This window comes from Pseudomonas sp. H2_D02 (genome assembly GCF_054677635.1).
In genome coordinates, this window is sequence record NZ_CP162816.1 from 3,052,010 (window position 1) to 3,070,645 (window position 18,636).

An 18,636-nucleotide genomic window follows, 5' to 3' on the forward strand; every position below is an offset into this window, starting at 1 on the left:
AGTTAAGCGCGGGTTGATCTGAAGTTTTTCTGGCTCGGGTCAGCGTGTCCATTGAAGTTCGCGGATGTTTTTATGGCCATGGAAATTGATCCTTTGTTACGAATCCTGGCAAGCCAGGACGGCTCCGACCTCTATATGTCCACCGGCGCGCCGCCCTGCGCGCGTTTCGAAGGTGTGCTCAAGCCGCTGAGCAACCAGGCGTTCAAGGTCGGCGACATCGCCGGGCTTGCCGAGTCATTGATGGACGCCGAACAGCGCCTTGAGTTCGATCGGGAACTGGAAATGAACCTGGCGATTTCCCTGGCCGGCGTCGGACGGTTCCGCGTCAACATCTTCAAGCAGCGCAATGACGTGTCCATGGTCATACGTAACGTCAAGCTGGACATTCCGCGCTTCGAAGACCTGAAACTGCCCAAGGTGCTGCTTGAGACCATCATGCACAAGCAAGGGTTGATGCTGTTCGTCGGCGCCACGGGTTCGGGCAAATCGACGTCGCTGGCGGCGCTGATCGATTACCGCAACCGCAACAGCAGCGGCCACATCATCACCATCGAGGACCCGGTGGAATATATTCACCGGCACAAGAAATCCATCGTCAACCAGCGGGAAGTGGGCGTGGATACCCGCAGCTTCCACGCCGCCCTCAAGAACACCTTGCGCCAGGCGCCGGATGTGGTGCTGATCGGCGAAATTCGCGACCGTGAAACCATGGAACATGCCCTGGCCTTCGCCGACACCGGCCATCTGGTGATCTCCACCTTGCATGCCCACAATGCCAACCAGGCCCTGGACCGGGTGATCAATTTTTTTCCGGAGGAACGCCGGGCGCAACTGCTTCAAGACCTGGGCAACAACCTCAAGGCCTTTGTCTCCCAGCGCCTGGTACGCACCCGCACCGGCCAGCGGCGGGCGGCGGTGGAAGTCATGCTCGGTTCGCCCACGGTGGCCGACCTGATCCGGCGCAACGAGCTGGGTGAGCTCAAGGGCATCATGGAGAAATCCGAAGAGCTGGGGATGCAGACGTTTGACCAGGCGTTGTTCAACCTGGTGGTGGAAGGGGCGATCGATGAAGAAGAGGCGTTGAAAAATGCCGATTCGGCGAACAATTTGCGCTTGCGCCTGAAGTTGCATGCGGAGTCGGGGGCGGCGCCACCGGCTGAGCCGCCTGCGGGCGGGGAATGGGGGCTTATGGACTGATCGTCGGGCCCCACTGTGGCGAGGGGATTTATCCCCGCTGGACTGCGGAGCAGTCCCAAATCAAGCGGCCTCAATCAACCCTTAACATCGCATTGTCAGGTTTTAGGGCTGCTTCGCAGCCCAGCGGGGATAAATCCCCTCGCCACATACTTGGAATGTGCGATCAGCTAGCCAGCTCCACCCGCCCACGAAACTGCTCCAACGCCTCGGGGTTAGCCAGTGCATCGGTGTTTTTTACCGCCTCGCCATGCACCACGTTGCGCACTGCCAGCTCCACCACCTTGCCGCTGATGGTCCGCGGAATATCGCTGACCGCGAGGATCTTCGCTGGCACATGACGCGGTGTGGTGTTGGCGCGGATGACCTGGCGAATCTTCTGCTCCAGTTCGTCATCCAGCGCCACGCCTTCGCGCAGGCGCACGAACAGCACCACCCGCACATCCCCTTGCCATTGCTGGCCGATGGCGACGCTGTCGAGGACCTCTGCGACTTTTTCCACCTGCCGATAGATTTCCGCCGTACCGATGCGCACGCCACCAGGGTTGAGCACCGCGTCGGAGCGTCCGTGGATCAGCAGGCCGCCGTGGGGTAGTTCTTCGGCGTAGTCCCCTTGGGCCCAGACGCCGGGGAACTGGCTGAAGTAGGAGGCGTGAAGCTTTTCCTGGTGGGGATCGTTCCACAGCCCGATGGGCATCGCCGGGAAATGCCGGGTGCAGACCAGTTCGCCTTTTTCGCCCACCACCGCTTCGCCGGCCTCGTTCCAGACCTGCACCGCCATACCCAGGCTCTTCCCCTGCATTTCGCCCCGGCGCACGGGGGCCAGCGGGTTGCCGTTGACGAAGCACGACACGATGTCGGTGCCGCCGGACATCGAGGCCAGGCACACGTCGGCCTTGAAGTCGCGGTAGACATAATCGTAACTGTGGGGCGCCAAGGCCGAGCCGGTGGACAGGATGGTCCTGAGGCTGCCCAGGTCGTGGGTCTGGCGTGGCTTGATGCCCTGGCTTTCCAGGGCGGCCAGGTATTTGGGGCTGGTGCCGAAGACGCTGACGCGTTGTCGGTCGATCAGGTCGAGCAGGCGTTCCGGTCCGGGGTGGAACGGCGAGCCGTCATACAGCACCACCGCGCTGCCCACGGCCAGCGCAGACACCAGCCAGTTCCACATCATCCAACCGCAAGTGGTGTAGTAAAACAGCCGGTCTTCGGGGCCCAGGTCCACGTGCAAACCGTGTTCCTTGGCATGTTGCAGCAGCACGCCGCCGGTGCCGTGGACGATGCACTTCGGCACGCCGGTGGTGCCACTGGAATACAGGATGTACAGCGGGTGATCGAACGGCACGGGTGTGAACACCGGCTCGCCGCCCCGTTGGTAGAAACCGTTCCACAGCGCCACGCGGGCCGGGGTCTTGAAGTCTTCGACGCGGGCATCGGGCTGGGCGTAGGGCAGCACGATCAATTGTCGCAGCGACGGTAGTCGTTCGAGGATTTCGTTGACCTTGGGCCGCTGGTCGATGGTTTTGCCGGCTGTAGCGATAACCGGCGCAGGTGATCAGCACCTTGGGTTCGATCTGGCCGAACCGGTCGATTACGCCCTGGGTGCCGAAGTCCGGCGACGAGCACGACCAGATGGCGCCCAGGCTGGTGGTGGCGAGCATGCCCACCAACGTTTGCCAGGTGTTGGGCATGCAGGCGGCGACCCGATCGCCCTGGGTCACGCCGGCGGCTTTCAGGCTCTGTTGCAGGCCGGCGACATGGGCGGCGAGATCGGCCCAGGTCAGCTGCTCTTTGTCGCCGTTTTCACTGACGGCTACCACCGCCACGGCACTGTCGCGGCGGCGCAGCAGGTGTTCGGCAAAATTCAGCGTCGCCCCAGGAAACCAGCGGGCGCTGGGCATTTGCGGACCTTCTTCGAGCACCGCACTAGGCGCTTGCTGGAAGCGAATCTCGAAGAAGTCGACGATGGCCAGCCAGAAGGCTTCGCGCTGCTCGATGCTCCAGGCGTGCAGGGTTGGGTAGTCGTTGAGTTGCAGCAAGTACCGTTCGTTGACGAACCGGCGAAAGGCGTCCATTCGCGACTGGGCGATGCGTTCGGGGCTGGGTTGCCAGAGGATGTCGGACATGGTTTGCCTCTTGTCTTATGTATACACAAACTATAGAGCGACCCAATCTTGTGGCGAGGGGATTTATCCCCGCTGGCCGCGAAGCGGCCCAAAACAGAGTATGCGTTGCGCCAGGCAGATTGAGCTGTCGGCAATCGGGGCCGCTTCGCAGCCCAGCGGGGATAAATCCCCTCGCCACAGAGGGATTGGGAGGGGGTTATTGAGCCAACCACCCGCCATCAATATTCCACGCCGCGCCGCGCACCTGGCTCCCGGCTTCGCTGCAGAGGAACAGCACCAGTTCACCCAGTTGCGGCGGGGTGACGAACTCCAGGGACGGCTGCTTCTCGGCCAGCAAATCATGCTGGGCCTGTTGCGGGTCCACACCCGTGGCGATGCGGTCGTCGATCTGCTTCTGCACCAGCGGCGTCAGCACCCAGCCCGGGCAGATCGCGTTGCAGGTGACGTTGCTGGTGGCGGTTTCCAGGCCGACCACTTTGGTCAGGCCGATCACCCCATGCTTGGCCGCGACGTACGCCGCCTTGCCCACGGAACCGACCTGGCCGTGCACCGAGGCGATGTTGACGATCCGTCCCCAGCCCTTGGCGCGCATGCCCGGCAGGCTCAGGCGGGTAGCGTGGAACACCGAGGACAGGTTGATGGCGATGATCGAATCCCAGCGCTCCACCGGAAAATCCTCCACGGCGGCCACATGCTGGATGCCGGCGTTGTTCACCAAAATGTCGACGCCGCCAAATTCGCGCTCGGCGTAGGCGAACATGTCGGCGATCTGTGCCGGGTCGCTGACGTCGGCCGGATGATGGCCAACTTTTACACCGTGTTGCGCGACTTCGGCGACTACCGCCGACGCATCGCCAAAGCCGTTGAGGATCAGGTTGGCGCCGGCCTTGGCCAGGCTCAGGGCGATGCCCAGGCCGATGCCGCTGGTGGAGCCGGTGACCAGGGCGGTCTTGCCCGCAAGAGTGGTTGTCATAGGGAACCTCACACAATGCCAGTGGCGTAGAACACACCGATCACGAAGAACACCGCGAGGGTCTTGATCAGCGTAATGCAGAAAATGTCTTTGTAGGCTTCGCGGTGGGTCAGCCCGGTCACCGCCAGCAAGGTGATCACCGCGCCGTTGTGGGGCAGGGTGTCCATGCCGCCGCTGGCCATGGCGGCCACCCGGTGCAGCACTTCCAGCGGGATGTTGGCGGCATTGGCAGCGTTGATGAAGGTTTGCGACATCGCCGCCAGGGCGATGCTCATGCCACCCGACGCGGAGCCGGTAATGCCCGCCAGCAGCGTTACGGTCACGGCTTCGTTGACCAGCGGATTAGGGATGCTCTTGAGCCAGTCGGCCAGTACCAGGAAGCCCGGCAAGGAGGCGATCACCGCACCGAAACCGTATTCCGAGGCGGTGTTCATCGCCGCGAGCAACGCACCGCCCACCGCGCTCTTGCTGCCTTCGGCGAGTTTGCTGCGAATGGCCCGGAAACCGAACAGCAGCACCATGACGATGCCCACCAGCAAGGCCGCTTGCACGGCCCAGATCGCGGTGAGCTTGGCGACGTCGCTGGTCACCGGTGCCGCCATGCCCGGCAACGCCAGGCTATGGGTCTTGCCGTACCACTGGGGAATCCACTGGGTGAACAGCAGGTTCATGATCCCCACCGCCAGCAGCGGCGAGACGGCGATCCAGGGATTGGGCAGCTTGATGTCTTCGGCGGTCTCCGGCTCGTTGCGCAGCTCGGTGCCGTAGCCTTCGCCCAGGCGCAGGGCCTTGTTGCGCTGGCGCTGCAAGAACAGCATGCCGATGCTGAACACGAACAGCGTACCGATCACCCCCAGCCACGGTGCCGCCCAGGCGGTGGTGTTGAAGAAGGTACTCGGGATGATGTTCTGGATCTGCGGCGTGCCGGGCAGGGCGTCCATGGTGAACGAGAAGGCGCCGAGGGCGATGGTGGCCGGGATCAACCGCTTGGGGATATTGCTCTGGCGGAACATCTCGGCTGCGAACGGGTACACCGCGAAGACCACGACGAACAGCGACACGCCGCCATAAGTGAGCAGCGCGCAGACCAGCACGATCACCAACATGGCCTGGCGTGTGCCCAAGAGGCGAATCGCCGCCGCGACGATGGAGCGGGAGAAACCCGACAGCTCGATCAGCTTGCCGAACACCGCGCCGAGCAGGAACACCGGGAAATAGAGTTTGATGAAGCCGACCATCTTGTCCATGAACACCCCGGTGAACGCGGGGGCGACGGCGGACGGATCGGTGAGCAGGACCGCGCCGAGGGCGGCGATGGGGGCGAAGAGGATAACGCTGTAGCCACGGTAGGCGGCAACCATCAGCAGCGTGAGGGCTGCCAAGGCAATGATCACACTCATGGTGTGTCTCCTGGATTGTTATTTTTGTGGGGTGATGCGTGGGGAGGGCTATAGCGAGTTTTGTGCCAGATGATTAAGTGGCTGAAATATAAGGGATTTATTGAGAGTTGTGAGGAGAGCTTGAGAACTTTGTCTCTGTTTTGAGATTTTTATTGGGATTGCTGATCTCATCGCGGGCAAGCTCGCTCCCACAGGTGATCTCGGTATCAGGAAGAACGCCAATTCCTCTGGGAGCGAGCTTGCTCGCGATGAGCGCAAAGCGCTCCAAATTAGAAGTCTATTTATAGAGAATTGAGTCTCTTTATTGAGACTCTGCAATCCCCAACGCCACCATCTTCTTGTACAGCGTCGACCTGCCCAGCCCCAACCGCTCGGCAGCCTCGATTACCCGCCCATCGCATTGCGCGAGGGTGGTTTCGATCAGATGTCGATCGAATCGGGCCCGGGCCTGGCTGAAGGTTTCCTGGGGCAACGGCTCCAGGCTGGGGATCGTCGCCCGCACGACCGGAGTGAAAGTCCCAATGGCCGCGCGAATGTCGGCGGCGGTGAGCAGCAGGTCGTCACTGAGCAGCGCCGCGCGTTCCAGCACGTTGCGCAATTCCCGGATGTTGCCCGGCCACGCATGCTGGCCTAGCAGGTCGAGGGCGTCGCGGTGCAGTTCGTGTTGGCTGCGCAGTTCTTCGAGGATCGCCTCGCTCAGGGCGGGCAGGTCATCCAGGCGTTCGCGCAGCGGCGGGACCTGGATCGGCAACACATTGAGGCGGTAATACAGATCCGCACGGAATTCGCCGCGCTTGATCGCGGCTTCCAGGTCGGTGGATGTCGCGGCGATCACCCGGACGTCGCTTTGCAGCACCTCGTTGGAGCCGACCGGTTCGTATTCTTTTTCCTGCAACACGCGCAGCAGTTTGCTTTGCAAGGGCAGCGGCATATCGCCGATTTCGTCGAGGAACAGCGTCCCACCCTGGGCGATTTGCAGCTTGCCAGCGCGGCCCTTGCGGTCGGCACCGGTGAAAGCGCCGGGCGCGGTGCCGAAGAATTCGGCCTCCAGCAGCGATTCCGGTATCGCGGCGCTATTGATGCTGACAAAGGCCTTGTGCGCACGTGGCGAGGCACTGTGGATCGCCTGGGCCAGCAATTCCTTGCCGGTGCCGGTTTCACCGAGCAGCAGCACCGGCGAATCGGTGCTGGCGCTGCGTCGGGCCCGGCGCTTGACCTCAAGGCCGGCGCTGCTGGTGCCAATGAAATGAGCAAAGTTGTACTTGGTCTGCCGCGCCCGCAGCAACGAGCGGGTGGAGGCCAGTTCTTCCTGCATGCTCAGGTAGCGCTTGAGCATCGGTGACAGGCTGCGCAGTTCGTCGAACAGGGCAAAGCCGATGGCGCCGATCACCGCGCCGGCTGTTGTCATGGATCGGCAGGCGCATCACCACCAGCGGTTCCTTGGGGGTGTCCTGCATGTCCAGCAGGATCGGCCGCCCGGTGCGCACCACTTCACGCAACAGGCTGCCCGGGATGACGCTTTCGCACGCCCGGCCGATGGCTTCCTGCGCCGAATTCAGGCCGAAGCGACGGGCATAGCGTTCGTTCATCCAGACGATATTGGCGTCACGGTCGACGATCACCGTGCCTTCACTGGACTGCTCGATGATCTCGAACAACGAGCGGATCGCCAGCGTGCGCACGCGCTTGTAATCCTTGAGGCTTTCGGTGGGGTTCATCGGCCATTTCCAGGGAAGGCAGGCTTGCGGTAGGAAGCCGGTCGTTTGGCGGCATTATGCCGAGGCACGAAGGTTGATCAACACTCCCTTCTGAATCGTCGTGGTGAGGTGATCGATAAACTTGTACAGTTGAGCGACTCTGTACATAAAAGTTGCGAACGAACCATGAACAAATTCAATCCTCGGAAGCTCAAGCTTTCCAAGTGGACGGCCTGCGAGCCGGTCAATCGGGAGAAGCATTTTCTCGTCATCCAATTGCTTTGCGACGATCAGGGAGCACCGACCCAGGTCGAGTTGCAGGCTGTTCACAGCGCACGCAGCGAGCTTTTGGACTGGCAGGCGCTACGGGACAGCAGGCGTTGGAAGATGGGCTGGAGCTGATGACCAAGCTGTGCAAAGAGAAAAACTCTTTAACTTGTACAGAAATATAAAACTGTACAAGTTTTGTTGGGTAATGGCTTAATGCTGTCCAGTCAACGTCTCGGGGAGCGGTACCATGTTCATTCGCACTCGCAAGCATCAGGACGCTTTGCAAGACATCCAGGCCAGGCAGGCGATTCTTGAAGCGGAGCGGGTGGCGCTCCATGACGCCATGGCGATGGTCGAGTTCAGCGCAACGGGCGAGGTGCTTGGCGCCAGTGCGCTTTTTCTGAAGATGACCGGTTATTCTCTCGACGAGATCGTGGGCCAGCATCATTCCATGTTCTACGAACCTGCCTACGCCCACAGCCAGGAAAACGCAGCGTTGTGGCAGCAGTTGGGGCGTGGCGAAAGCGCCGAGGCGCAGTTTCTGCACCGGCGGCGCGAGGGCGATGGGATCTGGGTGGAGGCCAGCTATGTGGCGGTGCGCGGTCAGGGCTCAGGCATGCAAAGCGTTATCCAGATAGTGCGCGACCGCCATGAGCGTGTGCTGCGCGCCCAGGCAGAATCCAGTGTCATGCAGGCGATCGACCGTTCCATGGCGGTCATCGAGTTCGACCTGAGCGGTACCGTGCTGCGGGCCAACGACAATTTCCTCAAGGTCATGGGGTATCGACGCGAAGACGTGCTCGGCCAGCACCACCGCCTGTTCTGCAAGCCCAACGAAGTGCAGGACGAAGCCTATCGCGGCTTTTGGGCCGCGTTGAACCGTGGCCAATACATGAGCGGGCTGTTCCAGCGCGTCGATAAACGAGGCGCGACGGTCTGGCTGCAAGCAACGTACAACCCTCTCTACGACGCCAATGGCCGCTTGTATGGCGTGGTCAAGTTCGCCACCGACAGCACTCGCGAGGTCGAGCAGCGCCAGACTGAATCAAAAGCGGCGCGACTGGCCTTCGAAACATCGCGAAAAACCGATGAGCACACGCAAATGGGCACCTCGGTTGTCCAGCAAACCGTGACGGTGGTGCAGAGCATTGCCGATGAACTGCAGCAGGTCGCCCTGGGCATTGGTGCCTTGAGTGCCCAGTCCGAAGAAATCGGCAGCATCGTCGATGCCATTCGGGGGATCGCGGAGCAGACCAACCTGCTGGCGCTCAATGCCGCCATCGAAGCAGCCCGGGCCGGGGAGCAGGGGCGTGGTTTCGCGGTGGTCGCCGATGAGGTGCGCAACCTGGCGCGTCGCACCAGCCAGGCCACCGTGGCCATCTCCGACGTGGTCGGCAAGAACCGCGAGCTGGCCAGGCAGGCGGTGACCAGCATGCAATCCAGTACGCTCAAGGCAGAGCAAGGCGTGAAGCTGGCGAACCAGGCAGGCACGGTGATCCTGGACATTCATCGCGGCGCGCAGCAGGTGGTCGAGGTGATTGGCGAGTTTGCACAAGCCATGGATCAGCGAGGCGACGCCTGATCGCGTCAGGCTGACCCCGGATGCGCCGCCGCCAACAACTCCTTGGTATACGGATGCTGGGGTGAGTCGAACACGTCATGGCTGGCGCCTTGTTCGACCACCTTGCCGTCCTTGATCACGAGCATGTCGTGGGCCAGGGCGCGCACCACCGCCAGGTCGTGGCTGATGAACAGGTAAGTCAGGCCGTGCTTTTGCTGAAGGTCGCGGAGCAGGGCGACCACTTGTTTCTGCACGGTGCGGTCGAGGGCTGAGGTGGGTTCGTCCAGCAGGATCAACGCTGGCTTGAGTACCAGCGCCCGGGCGATGGCGATGCGCTGGCGCTGGCCGCCGGAAAACTCGTGGGGATAGCGATGCCGGCTCTGTGGATCGAGGCCGACTTCCTTGAGTGCCTGGATCACCCGCGCTTCGCACTGCGCGGCGCTGGAGGGGCTATGGACTTCCAAGCCTTCGCTGATGATCTGTTGCACCGACATGCGCGGGCTGAGGCTGCCGAACGGGTCCTGGAAAACGATTTGCATCTGTTTGCGCCAGGGCTGCAGTTCCTTGTGCGACAGATGATCAAGCGCATGGCCCTGGAAACGGATGCTGCCTTCGGATTCGATCAGCCGCAGGATCGCCTGGCCGAGCGTGGATTTGCCGGAGCCGGACTCGCCGACGATGCCCAGGGTCTTGCCGCGCTGGATGCTCAGGCTGATGCCGTCCACGGCGCGCAGATATTCCTTGCGCCGGAACAACCCACCGCCGAGGGGGAAGCTGACCCGCAGGTCCTCGACTTGCAGGACTTCTTCGCGTTCATCCCGGGGCAGGGCTTCGCCTTCCGGTTCGGCATGCAGCAACTCGCAGCTATAGGGGTGTTTCGGTGCGCTGAACAGCGTCTCGCACGGCGCCTGCTCGACGATTTCCCCGGCCTTCATCACGCACACCCGTTGGGCGATGCTGCGTACCAGGTTGAGGTCGTGGCTGATCAGCAGCAGGGACATGCCAAGGCGCTGCTGCAGCGACTTGAGCAGCAGCAGGATCTTGCGCTGCACCGTGACGTCCAGGGCGGTGGTCGGTTCGTCGGCGATCAGCAGTTCCGGCTCGCAAGCTAGGGCCATGGCGATCATCACGCGTTGGCGCTGGCCGCCGGAAAGCTGATGCGGATAGGCCTTGAGGCGTTCGGCGGGTTTCTGGATGCCGACCAGGGCCAGCAGTTCCAGGATGCGCTGGCGCGCGGCCTTGCCACCCAGGCCTCGATGCAGCATCAGGGTTTCGCCGATCTGCTTTTCGACGCTGTGCAGCGGGTTCAGCGAGGTCATCGGCTCCTGGAAGATCATGGCGATCCGGTTGCCGCGCAGTTCGCGCAAAGTCTTGGCCTCGGCACCCACCAGTTCCTCGCCGCGATAGCGAATGCTGCCGGTGGTGCGCGTGCCGGTTTCCGGCAGCAGTTGCAGGATCGAATGCGCCGTGACCGACTTGCCGGAACCCGACTCGCCCACCAGTGCCAGGCACTCGCCGGGGCGAATGTCCAGGCACAGGTTGCGCACCACCGTCTGGTCGTTGAAGGCCACGCTCAGGTCGCGAATTTCGATCAGGTTGTCGCTCATCTCAAGGTTCCGCTCATGACCGTGGGTCGAACGCGTCTCGCAACGCTTCACCGATAAACACCAATAGAGAAAGAATCAGCGCCAAGGTGAAAAACGCCGTCAGCCCCAGCCACGGCGCCTGCAGGTTCTGCTTGCCCTGGGCGATCAGCTCACCCAGGGATGCGCTGCCGGCCGGCATGCCGAATCCGAGGAAGTCCAGGGCCGTCAGTGTGGAGATCGCCCCGGTGAGAATAAAGGGCAGGTAGCTCAGGGTGGCGTTCATCGCGTTGGGCAGGATATGCCGCACGATGACTTTGCGGTCGGTCAGGCCCAGGGCCCTGGCGGCCTTGACGTATTCGAGGTTGCGCCCGCGCAGGAACTCGGCGCGTACCACATCCACCAGGGCCAGCCAGGAAAACAGCGCCATGATCCCCAGCAGCCACCAGAAATTCGGCTCGACGAAACCGGACAGGATGATCAGCAGGTAGAGCACCGGCAGCCCGGACCAGACTTCCAGCAGGCGTTGCCCAAGCAGGTCCACCCAGCCGCCGTAATAACCTTGCAAGGCCCCGGCGGCGATGCCGATCAACGCGCTGATGGCGGTCAAGGCCAGGGCAAACAGGATCGACACCCGCGCGCCGAAGATGACCCGCGCCAGGACGTCCCGCGCCTGGTCGTCGGTGCCCAGCCAGTTGACGCTCGACGGAGGGCTTGGCGCCGGTTGGTTGAGGTCGTAGTTGGGCGTGTCATCGCTGAACGGGATGGGCGGAAACAGCAGCCAGCCGCCGCCCTTGTGAATCAGGTCCTGGACATAACTGCTGCGATAGTCGGCCTGGAACGGCAACTGGCCGCCAAACTCCTGTTCGGTGTGGCGCTTGAACACCGGGAAGTACAGCGAGTCCTGGTAGCTCACCACCAGGGGTTTGTCGTTGGCGATCAGTTCACCGCCCAACGTCAGGATGAACAGACCGATGAACAACCACAGCGACCACCAGCCGCGACGGTTCTTCTTGAAGCGCTCGAACCGGCGGCGGCCCAAGGGGGAAAGCTTGAACATCAGGCGTTCCTCGCGGCGAAGTCGATGCGCGGGTCCACCAGGGTGTAGCAGAGGTCGCCGATGAGTTTGATCAGCAGGCCGAACAGCGTAAAGATGAACAGCGAGCCGAACACCACCGGATAGTCCCGGGACACGGCGGCTTCATAGCTCATGCGGCCCAGGCCGTCGAGGGAGAAGATCACCTCGATCAGCAACGAGCCGGCGAAAAACACGCTGATGAATGCCTGGGGAATGCCCGACACCACCAGCAGCATCGCGTTGCGGAACACGTGGCCGTACAGCACCCGGCGTTCGCTCATGCCCTTGGCCCGCGCGGTCACTACGTATTGCCGGGTGATTTCGTTGAGGAACGAGTTCTTGGTCAGGATCGTCAGGGTGGCGAAGCCGCCGATCACCAACGACGTGACCGGCAGCACCAGGTGCCAGAAGTAATCGGCGATCTTGCCCAGGGTCGACAGGGATTCAAAGTTGTCCGAGACCAGGCCGCGCACCGGGAACCAGTTGAGCGAAGTGCCGCTGCGGCGAACACCACGATCAGGAACATCGCGAACAGGAACGCCGGCATGGCGTAGCCGATGATGATCGCGGTGCTGCTCCACACATCGAAGGCCGAACCGTGGTGCACCGCTTTGCGAATGCCCAGGGGGATCGACACCAGGTAGGTGATCAATGTCGCCCAGAGCCCGAGGGAAATCGTCACCGGCATTTTTTCCAGGATCAGGTCGGTGACCGTGGCGCCGCGGAAAAAGCTCTTGCCGAAGTCCAGGCGGGCGTAGCTGGTGAGCATCAGCCACAGGCGCTCGTGGGCGGGTTTGTCGAAGCCGTACTGTTTCTCGATGTCCTTGATCAGTTGCGGGTCCAGCCCACGGCTGGCGCGGGAGCTGCCGGTCATGGCATCGCCCGAACTGCCGACGCCGGCCCCGCCGATGCCCTGCAGGTGAGCGATCGCCTGTTCCACCGGTCCGCCCGGCGCGGCCTGGACGATGACGAAGTTCACCAGCAGGATAATCACCAGCGTGGGAATGATCAGCAGCAGGCGCCGCGCAATGTAAGTCCACATCAGTGATGCCCTCCAGGCGAGCCGCGCTTGATGCGTTCGGCGGTCATCTGCTCGTTGGTCAGCGGCGTGGTGCTGACTTCCCACCAGCTCTCGATGGCTTCGTCATTGCTCGCCTGGACTTTCGGCATGCCGAAGCGATTCCACCACACGGTGGAGCTGCCGGGTGGGTAATAGTTGGGAATCCAGTAGTAATTCCATTGCAGCACCCGGTCCAGCGCATGGGCATGGCGGAGCATATCGCCCTGGGTGGTGGCCTTGACCAGGCCGTCGATGAGGGCATCCACGGCGGGGTTCTGCAAGACCATGTAGTTGTTCGCGCCGGGGTCGGTGGCCGCCGCCGAGCCAAAGTAGTTGTAGAGTTCCGTGCCCGGCGAAGTGCTGACGGGATAGCCAGTGATGATCATGTCGTAGTCGCGGCTCATCAGGCGGTTGACATACTGGGACGAGTCGATGCGCCGGATGTTCATGTCGATGCCGATCTGCGCCAGGGTCCGCTTATAGGGGAGCAGGAGGCGATCGATACCGTTCTGGGTCACCAGGAAGGTGAAGCTCAGGGCCTCGCCTTCGGCGTTCACCAGGCGATCGCCGTCAGGTTTCCAGCCGGCCTGTTCCAGCAATGCCAGGGCTTGCAGTTGCTTGTCACGGATGATGCCGCTGCCGTCGGTTTTCGGCGCCTCGAAGACCTGGTTGAAGACCTCCTCGGGTACCTTGCCGCGCAACGGTTCCAGAATTGCCAGTTCGCCTGCATCGGGCAGTTGCCGGGCGGCGAGGTCGGTGTTGGAGAAATAGCTCTGTTGACGCACGTAGAGGTTGCGCATCATCTGGCGATTGCTCCACTCGAAATCCCAGAGCATGGCCAGCGCCTGGCGTACGCGGCGGTCCTGGAACTGTGGTCGTTGCAGATTGAACACGAAGCCCTGGGCCGGCTGGGGCGCCTCGGTGGCGAGGTGGGCCTTTTGCAGGCGACCGTCGCGCAGGGCGGGGCTGTCGTAGCCAATGGAATAGCCGGTGGCGGAGAACTCACGGTTGTAGTCGTACGCGCCGCCGCGCAGGACTTGCCGGGCCACGTCGGTGTCCCCGAAGTACTCGATGCTGAAGTGGTCGAAATTATAGAGGCCGCGGCTGACCGGCAGATCCTTGCCCCACCAGTCGGCGTTGCGCTCGAAGGTGATGCTGCGGCCCGAGTCGACCTTGCTCACCCGGTATGGACCGCTGCCCAGGGGCGGCTCGTAGCCGCCGCCGTTGGCGAAGTCGCGGGTTTTCCACCAGTGCTCGGGAAAAACCGGCAGGGTGGCGATGTCCAGGGGCAGGGTGCGGCTTTCGTTGTTCTTGAAGTCGAAGCGAACGGTGCGTTCCGACTCCACCTCGACACCCTTGACGGCGGCGAATTGGGTGCGATAGCGCAGGCTGCCCTGGGTCATCAGCAGATTGAAGCTGTAGCGCACATCTTGCGCGGTGATGGGTTTGCCATCGGCAAAACGTGCCTTGGGATTGAGGTAGAAACGTATCGACAGGCCGTCCTCGGCGCGTTCCATTTTCTCGGCAACCAGCCCGTAGACGGTATAGGGCTCGTCCAGCGAGCGCTGGGCCAGTGGCGAATAGAGCATGCCATCGACCTGGCTGACGCCGATGCCTTTGTCGATATAAGGCAGTACGTGGTCGAAATGGCCGATCTCCATGGCTGAGCGGCGCATCGTGCCGCCCTTGGGGGCCTGGGGATTGGCATAGGCGAAATGACCGAAACCTTCGGCGTACTTGGCCGGTTCGCCGTAAACGGTCAGGGCATGTTGGGGGGTGGCATTCACCGTTGCGGCGCCTGTCAGCAGGAGCACGGCAGTGAACAGCCAGGAGGGAAACGCCAGTCGCATTGTCAGCCTTAACGCCGGGTGATCGATGACCACGATTTGTACGCGAGCGACGTGTCGATCGCCAGTCCCTCGCATGACCCAAACATGACGGCCCACCAAAAGGCGGGCCGTCATGTCGATAGACCGGGATCAGTCCTGGCGGCTGGTCACTTCCAGCAGGTGATAGCCGAACTGGGTCTTGACCGGGCCCTGGACCACATTGATGGGGGCGCTGAAGACCACGGTGTCGAATTCCTTGACCATCTGGCCTGGACCGAACGAACCCAGGTCGCCGCCCTGGCGGCTGGATGGGCAGGAGGAGTTGGCCTTGGCGACTTCAGCGAAATCGGCGCCACCTTCGATCTGGGCCTTGAGTTCGTTGCACTTGTCTTCGCTGGAAACCAGGATGTGGCGGGCAGTGGCTTTGGCCATGGGAAAAATCCTTTCAATGTCTTTAAAAGTGGTCAGCCTACCGGAATTGGTACGGGTTTGTTGTCAAAAATGCGTCAAAGCCCGACGATTCGCAGGCGCTCGGCGTGCCTCAGGTAGAGCGCCACCGGATCGGTTCCCTTGCACCGTTCGCCGCCGACCGATTGGTTGATCGCGTCCAAGTGGTCCATGGGGTAATCGGAGCGAATGACCTTGCCCAGATGCGAGCTGTAGCGCCCGACGATGCCGTCGTTCTGCCCAGCCTCGGTGATGAAATATTCGGAGAAGGCCTGGCAGAAACCGTGCGCGGTATCCGCGGTGTCTCGCACCGTCCCGCTCCACGAGTAATAGCGCACGCCGTTGACCTCTTGCGGGCCGTTGCCTCCCCAGCTACGGGGCAGGCCTTGGGGGTATTTGTCATTGAACGCGCCCACGCCTTCGGTGGTCAGCGCTGCCAGTGCCGCGATGGCATGTTGCGGGAGCTGTGCCTGGCCGCTGAGCGATGAAATGAAGTCGGCAAAAAGCGTCGCGACCCGACTCGCGACATTCTCCGGCAGACGGCCTGGGGTCAACGCCTTGCGCAGGAAGTCCGCCAGTTCCGAACCCTGATTGGGCCCGTTGACCGAAGTGACCGAGGCGACAAGGTCCGGTGCCATCGCCGCAGCATAGCGGGCGGCCAGCGCGCCTTGGCCGTGACCGATCAGGTTGACCCTGGGGGCACCGGTCCCATCAAGGACCCGCTCAATCTGCGCCAGTAACTGCTCGCCACGGGCCTCATTGCAGTGCGTGACTGATACGTACGGGATGAACACTCGGGCACCGGCCGTACGTAGGGCTTCTTTGATGTCACGGAAAAGTTCGGATTGCCCAACCTTTTCGAACCCGAACAAACCATGGACCAATAAGATGGGAAAGCGCGTAGTTGCATTCCGTTGCATGTTCATACCTTTTTCGAAGAGGTTCATGTTGTGTTGCCAGCGCCACTCTAATCGAGGCGATGAGCGGGCGGTGTAGGACAAGACCGCTGCGAGCTGCGGAAACCGGAATAAAGAACGCGAGAAGTTTCTTGCGAGGCGGGATGATGCCTAGGACCAAGAGATGCGTCTGATAGCGAGCGCACTTCAAAGCTACAACCTCAGTTGCTGGAGACTACTCTTCGCGTCGTGTTGTCTGATTGCCTGTCTGGGCCCAAGCAATTTCAATGGCTTCATCCGGCACCGTCGCATCAGGCGGTGCCTTTGTCCAAGGATTGGAGCCAGGAAATGACTGTTGAATCATCTGTTGCCAAAACAAGGCGTTCGCCGCACAAACTGCCGGCGCCTGTGCTGGCAAGGGCTCAGGGAGGCGTGATCAATCCCGCCTGGAGCAAGGTTGTCGTCACGGTCGTGCCATACCCGATGATGGCTTGTGGCGATGAAGTGCTGTTGTGTTGGCATGGCCTCAATAACGATGGCGAGCCATACCGTCATGAAGTCCGCCGGTTTGTCACGGGACGGCAGGTAGGGCGCGACGTCGTTTTTGTCGTGCGCGAACCTCACCTTGCCGAGTTGGAGGGTGGCTCGTTGGAACTTTCGTACCGGGTAACCGGCAAGCAACTGACTGCCGGGCTGGTTTCGGACCCCTTGCAGTTGGTGATCGGAGATGTACCGACGCATTTGTTGCCGCCCATCGCCAACGATGCGGTGGGTGGGAGTCTCGATCCAGGGCGAGTACCCGTGGGCACGCTGCTCACCGTGCGGCCATATTCAAGAATGGCGGCAGGCGATCGAATCATTCTCATTGCCAGCCGTGATTCGAAGCCGTTATGGCGAGATGAACTCGATATCGAAGCCCACGCGGTGGGCCGTGAAGTTTCGTTCTGGATTGAACACGCCAATATCATTCCCCATTTGGGGCATTCGCTGAGCTTGACCTATGTTGTCAGGCGAGGGCACCTGGTGCGCCGGGCCGAATCGTTGTCGATCCACATAGGTCCGCTGGTGCGCCCCGCGCTGAAGGCGCCGGTCATCCTGGAGGCGCATGATGGTTGGCTTGATGTCGACGCGCTTGATGACGCGGCGACAGTGGTCATCGACGGGGTTGGACTGGAGGCGGGGGAACTGGTCTGGTTTCAGTGCGATGGCACTTATTTCACCGTCCGCGACTGTTTGATTACCGAGGAGACGGCAGGCCAGCCGGTGGTCTTCAAGGTGCCCGCCGCTTATTGGCGGGATCAACTCGACCGTCCGGTCTATTTCTTTTATCAGGTAGAGCGCCTGGATGATGTCAGCCAGCGGTCTGCCACCGAGACCCTTCAGGTGCGTTCCGGGCTGCCTGGCGGCGGCAAGCCCCGCGCCGAATGAGGGCTTGCCGATGGTTCAAGGCGTTCACGCCAGCGATTGCAACCTGCCGTGAGCCTGGCGTAATAGCTGCTCGGTGGACTCCCAGCCGAGACACCCATCGGTGACTGACACCCCGTAGCGCATCGCCGGGCCCAATGGCTGGCAGCCCTCGAACAGATGGCTTTCAAGCATCATGCCGATGAGCGCGTGATTGCCCAGTAGCCGTTGTTCCAAAACGTCATTGAACACCTGGGGTTGGCGCAGTGGGTCCTTGCCGCTGTTGGCGTGGCTGCAATCGACCATGATGCGGGGCGGGATTTTGAGGCGAGCCAGGTCGTCGTGTATCTGGGCCACGCTCTGGCGATCGTAGTTCGGACCGCGATGGCCGCCGCGCAGCACCAAATGCGTGTCGGGGTTGCCCGGGGTCTGGATGATCGCCGGATGTCCCTGGCTGTCGACGCCGAAATGCCGATGAGGGTGAGCCGCGGAGCGCATGGCGTCACAGGCGATGCCGACGCCGCCGTCCGTGCCGTTCTTGAACCCTACCGGCATGCCCAGGCCGCTGGCCATCTCCCGGTGAATCTGCGATTCGGTGGTGCGGGCGCCGATCGCTACCCAACTTAGCAAGTCGTCGAAGTAACCGGCAGCCATGGGCTGCAACAACTCCGTGGCGACGGGCAGGCCGAGTCGCAGCATTTCACGCATCAATTCCCGAGACAGGCCGAGACCGGCGGCCATGTCATCACTGCCGTCGAGGTGAGGATCGTAGGCCAGGCCTTTCCAGCCAATGGTGGTGCGCGGCTTCTCGACGTAGGCACGCATCACCAGCAGCATGCTGTCGCTCACCTCCCGGGCAAGACGGGCCAGGTTGGCGGCGTATTCGAGAGCGGATTTCGGGTCGTGGATGGAGCAAGGGCCGACGATGACCAACAGGCGGGAATCCTCGCCATTGAGGATTGCGCGGATCGCTTGGCGATGGACGCCGACTTGGTGACTCAACGCCGCATCAAGTGGCAATTGTTGCTTGAGCTGCAACGCGCTTGGCAAGCGCAGGGTCAAGGCTTCATTGGCAGGATTGAGCGTGGACAGCGGCAAAGCGGAGACGGACGAATTCATGA

Annotated in this window: 12 protein-coding genes and 5 pseudogenes; 5 read left to right on the top strand and 12 right to left on the bottom strand. The window is 62.0% G+C overall.

The window, feature by feature from the left end:
• Window positions 1-78 precede the first annotated feature (78 nt).
• The gene (locus AB4N42_RS14175; RefSeq protein WP_460116389.1) at window positions 79-1,197 is read left to right on the top strand and encodes a PilT/PilU family type 4a pilus ATPase; all 1,119 of its coding nucleotides are present in this window, start codon (window positions 79-81) and stop codon (window positions 1,195-1,197) included.
• A 163-nt stretch (window positions 1,198-1,360) separates the two neighbouring features.
• Here the strand turns inward: AB4N42_RS14175 and AB4N42_RS14180 are convergent, their stop codons facing one another.
• From AB4N42_RS14180 to AB4N42_RS14200, 5 genes and pseudogenes are all read right to left on the bottom strand, one after another.
• Window positions 1,361-2,731, bottom strand: a complete 1,371-nt coding sequence (locus tag AB4N42_RS14180; protein ID WP_460116390.1) for an acetoacetate--CoA ligase — start codon at window positions 2,729-2,731, stop codon at window positions 1,361-1,363.
• Window positions 2,697-3,317 (bottom strand): annotated as a pseudogene (locus AB4N42_RS14185) (AMP-binding protein); the annotation flags it as partial. The gene AB4N42_RS14180 and the pseudogene AB4N42_RS14185, both read right to left, overlap by 35 nt.
• A gap of 196 nt (window positions 3,318-3,513) precedes the next feature.
• Window positions 3,514-4,290, bottom strand: a complete 777-nt coding sequence (gene hbdH / locus AB4N42_RS14190; protein WP_198795718.1) for a 3-hydroxybutyrate dehydrogenase — start codon at window positions 4,288-4,290, stop codon at window positions 3,514-3,516.
• An 8-nt stretch (window positions 4,291-4,298) separates the two neighbouring features.
• Window positions 4,299-5,690, bottom strand: a complete 1,392-nt coding sequence (locus AB4N42_RS14195; protein WP_030141405.1) for a GntP family permease — start codon at window positions 5,688-5,690, stop codon at window positions 4,299-4,301.
• A gap of 301 nt (window positions 5,691-5,991) precedes the next feature.
• Window positions 5,992-7,408: pseudogene (locus AB4N42_RS14200) on the bottom strand (sigma-54 interaction domain-containing protein).
• A 165-nt stretch (window positions 7,409-7,573) separates the two neighbouring features.
• On the opposite strand from AB4N42_RS14200, the gene AB4N42_RS14205 reads away from it, so the two are divergent.
• The 3 genes and pseudogenes from AB4N42_RS14205 to AB4N42_RS14215 form a co-directional block, all read left to right on the top strand.
• Complete coding sequence (locus tag AB4N42_RS14205; RefSeq protein WP_460116338.1) at window positions 7,574-7,789, top strand: TIGR02450 family Trp-rich protein; 216 nt, start codon at window positions 7,574-7,576, stop codon at window positions 7,787-7,789.
• A gap of 115 nt (window positions 7,790-7,904) precedes the next feature.
• A pseudogene (locus AB4N42_RS14210) lies at window positions 7,905-8,684 on the top strand (PAS domain-containing protein); the annotation flags it as partial.
• A 105-nt stretch (window positions 8,685-8,789) separates the two neighbouring features.
• A pseudogene (locus AB4N42_RS14215) lies at window positions 8,790-9,239 on the top strand (methyl-accepting chemotaxis protein); the annotation flags it as partial.
• A gap of 5 nt (window positions 9,240-9,244) precedes the next feature.
• Here the strand turns inward: AB4N42_RS14215 and AB4N42_RS14220 are convergent.
• From AB4N42_RS14220 to AB4N42_RS14245, 6 genes and pseudogenes are all read right to left on the bottom strand, one after another.
• Entirely contained in the window at window positions 9,245-10,825 is a 1,581-nt protein-coding gene (locus tag AB4N42_RS14220) for an ABC transporter ATP-binding protein (protein ID WP_460116339.1), read from the bottom strand.
• Window positions 10,826-10,838: 13 nt separating this feature from the next.
• Window positions 10,839-11,861 (bottom strand): ABC transporter permease, encoded by a 1,023-nt coding sequence (locus AB4N42_RS14225; RefSeq protein ID WP_030140549.1) that lies wholly within the window; start codon window positions 11,859-11,861, stop codon window positions 10,839-10,841.
• Window positions 11,861-12,921 (bottom strand): annotated as a pseudogene (locus AB4N42_RS14230) (microcin C ABC transporter permease YejB). Before AB4N42_RS14230 ends, AB4N42_RS14225 begins: the two are co-directional and overlap by 1 nt.
• Complete coding sequence (locus AB4N42_RS14235) at window positions 12,921-14,789, bottom strand: extracellular solute-binding protein (protein ID WP_334598800.1); 1,869 nt, start codon at window positions 14,787-14,789, stop codon at window positions 12,921-12,923. Before AB4N42_RS14235 ends, AB4N42_RS14230 begins: the two are co-directional and overlap by 1 nt.
• 129 nt (window positions 14,790-14,918) lie before the next feature.
• Window positions 14,919-15,200, bottom strand: a complete 282-nt coding sequence (locus AB4N42_RS14240; protein ID WP_039758565.1) for a peptidylprolyl isomerase — start codon at window positions 15,198-15,200, stop codon at window positions 14,919-14,921.
• Window positions 15,201-15,274: 74 nt separating this feature from the next.
• Window positions 15,275-16,135 (bottom strand): lipase family alpha/beta hydrolase, encoded by an 861-nt coding sequence (locus AB4N42_RS14245; protein ID WP_460116340.1) that lies wholly within the window; start codon window positions 16,133-16,135, stop codon window positions 15,275-15,277.
• A gap of 324 nt (window positions 16,136-16,459) precedes the next feature.
• Between AB4N42_RS14245 and AB4N42_RS14250 the strand changes: the two genes are divergently transcribed.
• Entirely contained in the window at window positions 16,460-17,539 is a 1,080-nt protein-coding gene (locus AB4N42_RS14250; RefSeq protein WP_460116341.1) for a hypothetical protein, read from the top strand.
• 24 nt (window positions 17,540-17,563) lie between these two features.
• On the opposite strand, the gene AB4N42_RS14255 is transcribed toward AB4N42_RS14250, so the two are convergent.
• Entirely contained in the window at window positions 17,564-18,634 is a 1,071-nt protein-coding gene (locus AB4N42_RS14255) for a 3-deoxy-7-phosphoheptulonate synthase (protein WP_030140555.1), read from the bottom strand.
• Window positions 18,635-18,636 lie beyond the last annotated feature (2 nt).